General features: G+C 70.1%; 2 protein-coding genes. Both read left to right on the forward strand.

Annotated elements, in window-relative coordinates; translation table 11 throughout:
• Positions 1 to 136: 136 nt before the first annotated feature.
• Positions 137 to 1,549: a maltokinase gene (locus tag O3Q52_RS50165; protein ID WP_269655095.1), complete on the forward strand. Its 1,413-nt coding sequence runs from the start codon at positions 137 to 139 to the stop codon at positions 1,547 to 1,549.
• Between the two features lie 84 nt (positions 1,550 to 1,633).
• Complete coding sequence (gene glgB, locus O3Q52_RS50170) at positions 1,634 to 3,796, forward strand: 1,4-alpha-glucan branching enzyme (protein ID WP_269655096.1); 2,163 nt, start codon at positions 1,634 to 1,636, stop codon at positions 3,794 to 3,796.
• Positions 3,797 to 3,882: the final 86 nt, after the last annotated feature.

Here is a 3,882-nt window from a genome sequence, read left to right on the forward strand (position 1 = left end):
TCCGCTTCCCCGCCATCGGCGAACTCCCCTACCTCCTCACCCTCGCCGGACACGGCTTCTACTGGTTCCGACTCCGCGCGGATGCTCCCCACACCAAACAGCGATTGATGGTGTGCGCCTGAAAGGACGGGTCGCCATGCGCAAGGTCGTATCACCCCGCCCCAGCAGTCACAGTCCGGCTCTTCTGCTGACGTCTCTCGCTGGACTGCTGCGGACGTGGTTGCCGGAGCAGCGCTGGTTCGCGGGCAAGGGCCGGCGGGTCACGGAGCTGGCGCTGCTGTCGGCGACCGAGCTGCATCCGGGATGCCTGCATCTCCTGGTCAGTACGCGGCACGACACCGCCGCTCATCTGCCCGGGGACTGCTACCAGTTGCTTCTCGGTGTCCGGGAGGTCCTGCCGCCACGGCTGGCCCACACCCGTATCGGCCGGGCGAGCGAGGGACCGCTGGCCGGAATGATGGTGTACGACGCCCTTCAGGAGCCCCGGTCGGCGGACCTGCTCCTGGAGCGGCTGCGCACTCCGGGCACGGTGGGCCCGCTGCGGTTCGAGCGCGAGGCGCATGTGACGATCCCCGCCGGTCTCACCCCGCGTCTCCTCGACGCGGAGCAGTCCAACTCCTCCCTGGTGTACGGGGATTCGTACATCCTGAAGATCTTCCGGCGCGTCCAGCCCGGTATCAACCCGGATCTCGAGGTGCCCTGGGCGCTGGCCCGGCAGGGCTGCACCCGCGTGCCCGCACCGGTGGCATGGTTCCGGACCTCGCAGCCGCAGGCAGCGACGCTCGGCGTGCTTCAGCCCTTTCTGCACGATGCCGCCGACGGGTGGACCCTGGCCCTCGAATCGCTGGCCGCGGGAAGGGACTTCACCGACGAGGCGTTCGAACTGGGGCAGGCGACGGCCGAGGTGCACCTGGCGCTGGCCGGCGCGTTCGCCCTCGGCGCCCCGGTCGGACGCCGGAGCAGACGGCTCGCCGCCTCGATGAACGAGCGGCTGGACGCCACGAGCCGGTCGGTGCCGGACCTCCAGCCGTACGTGGACGGACTGCGGGGCGCCTTCGACGCGCTCGCAGCCCTCGACTCGGGCCGTCCGGTGCAGCGGATCCACGGCGATCTCCACCTCGGGCAGGTGCTGCGGGCCGGGAAGCGGTGGTTCGTCATCGACTTCGAGGGCGAACCGGCCCGCCCGATCGCCGAGCGACGGCACCCCCAGCCTCCCGTACGCGATGTCGCGGGCATGCTCCGCTCCTTCGACTACGCCGCCCGCAGCCGTCGCCCGTGGCGTCCGGAGTGGGCGCGGCGCTGCCGGGACGCGTACTGCGCGGGGTATGCCGCCCAGGCACGCTGGGACCCGCGCGCCGAGCCGGAGTTGCTGCGCGCGTACGAGACGGACCGGGCCGTGTACGAGGTGCTGTACGAGGCCCGGCACCGGCCCGACTGGCTGCCCGTACCGATGGCGGCGATCGCCCGCCTCGCCGAGCTCGCCCCCACATCCTCCGGCTCTGGTTCGCAGAAGCCGGTCCCGTCCTTCCACAGCGCTCAAGGAGGCTGACCCGTGGCCCGCAACATCACCGCAGCCGTGACTCTTCCGGTGACCGAGGACGTCCGGCCCGCAGTGCGGCCGCCGGCGTTCCCCATGGACGTGACGGATCGGGAGCGTCTGTTGTCGGGCGCCCACCACGATCCTCACACGCTGCTGGGAGCCCATCCCGTGCAGGACGGGGTCGTCTTCCGCGCGTTGCGGCCGTTCGCCACGGCCGTGGCCGTGGCGTTGGCGGACGGACGACGCATGGAGCTGAGCAGCGAGGGGGACGGTCTCTTCTCGGGTGTGCTGCCGCTCGATTCGATCCCCGAGTACACCTTGCTGGTCAGGTACGAGGGCGGTAGCGAGCTGGCCGTGCAGGATCCCTACCGGTTCCTGCCCTCGCTCGGTGAGTTCGATCTGCATCTGTTCGGCGAGGGGCGGCACGAACAGCTGTGGAAGGCGCTCGGTGCCGAACCGATGGCCCACCAGGGCGTGGCCGGCACCCGCTTCACCGTCTGGGCACCCAACGCGCGGGGCGTCCGGGTGGCCGGGGACTTCAGCCACTGGGACGGGACCGCGTTCCCGATGCGGTCCCTGGGCTCGTCCGGGGTGTGGGAACTGTTCCTGCCGGGCATCGGCGAGGGCGCGCGGTACAAGTTCGAGATCACCTCGCGGCACGGCCATCGGTTTCTCAAGGCCGACCCGATGGCACGCCGGACCGAGGTCCCGCCCGCGACGGCGTCGATCGTGACGGCGTCCCACCACGAGTGGGGCGACCAGGAGTGGCTGGCGCACCGCGGGGACATCGCCGTGCACGAGGCACCGTTCTCCGTCTACGAGATCCATCTGCCGTCCTGGCGACCGGGGATGACGTACCGTCAACTGGCGGACGAGCTCCCGGAGTACGTCAAGGACCTCGGCTTCACGCATGTTCAGCTGATGCCGGTGGCGGAGCACCCCTTCGGCGGTTCGTGGGGCTATCAGGTAACGGGCTTCTACGCACCGACCTCCAGGCTCGGGACGCCGGACGACTTCAAATACCTCGTCGACGCGCTGCACCGGGCCGGCATCGGTGTGATCATGGACTGGGTGGCCGCCCACTTCCCGAAGGACGACTGGGCACTGGCCCGCTTCGACGGGGAGCCGCTGTACGAGCCGGGCGACTCGCGCCGCGCCGAGCATCCCGACTGGGGGACCTACGAGTTCGACTACGGGCGCACCGAGGTACGCAACTTCCTGGTCGCCAACGCGGTGTACTGGTGCGAGGAGTTCCACGTCGACGGCCTGCGGGTGGACGCGGTGGCTTCCATGCTCTACCTCGACTACTCGCGCGAGCCCGGGCAGTGGGCACCCAACGTGCATGGCGGGCGCGAGGATCTCGCCGCGGTCGCGTTCCTCCAGGAGACGAACGCGACGGTGTACCGGCGGGTGCCGGGTGTGATGACCATCGCCGAGGAGTCGACCGCCTGGGAGGGGGTGACCCGCCCCACCGACAGCGGTGGTCTGGGGTTCGGGCTGAAGTGGAACATGGGCTGGATGCACGACTCGCTCGAGTACATCGCCCACGAGCCCGTCCATCGCAAGTACCACCACAACGAGATGACGTTCTCGATGGTGTACGCGTACAGCGAGAACTACGTCCTGCCGATCTCCCACGACGAAGTCGTCCACGGCAAGCAGTCGTTGGTGTCCAAGATGCCGGGCGACTGGTGGCAGCAGCGGGCCACGCACCGGGCGTATCTGGGCTTCATGTGGGCGCACCCCGGCAAGCAACTCCTCTTCATGGGACAGGAGTTCGCGCAGGGCGCGGAGTGGTCCGAGGCGCACGGGCCCGACTGGTGGCTCCTCGACCCGTCGTACGCGGCCGCCGCCGATCACCAGGGTGTGCGGGACCTCGTCCGGGAGCTCAATCGTCAGTACGGGGTGACGCGGGCGCTCTGGGAGCGGGACTGCGATCCCTCCGGGTTCGCCTGGGTGGCGGGGGGTGCGGCGGAGGACAACGTCTTCGCGTTCCTGCGGTTCGACGCGGACGGCTCGCCGTTGCTCGCCGTGTCCAACTTCTCGCCGGTTGTCCGGCACGAGTACCGGCTCGGGGTTCCGGATGACGTGCCCGCCTGGGGGGAGGTTCTGAACACCGATGCCATGTCCTTCGGAGGCAGCGGTGTGACGGGGCTCGGCCCCGTCAAGGCCGAGGCTCAGGGGGAGCAGGGGTGGGCGGCGAGTGTCCGCCTCACGCTGCCACCCTTGGCAACGGTGTGGCTGCGCCCGGCATAGCTTCTCCCGCCCCCGCCGCCCCTACCCATTCCCGTACCTGACTCAGGGGCTCCGCCCCCGAACCCCCAAAAGACCGCGCAGTTCCC

Source organism: Streptomyces sp. ActVer (assembly GCF_027270795.1).
GTDB classification, from domain to species: domain Bacteria; phylum Actinomycetota; class Actinomycetes; order Streptomycetales; family Streptomycetaceae; genus Streptomyces; species Streptomyces umbrinus_A.

Coding starts and splice junctions, on each gene's coding strand:
- O3Q52_RS50165 (WP_269655095.1), top strand. CDS start 137: ATGCGCAAGGTCGTATCACCCCGCCCCAGCAGTCACAGTCCGGCTCTT.
- glgB (WP_269655096.1), top strand. CDS start 1,634: ATGGACGTGACGGATCGGGAGCGTCTGTTGTCGGGCGCCCACCACGAT.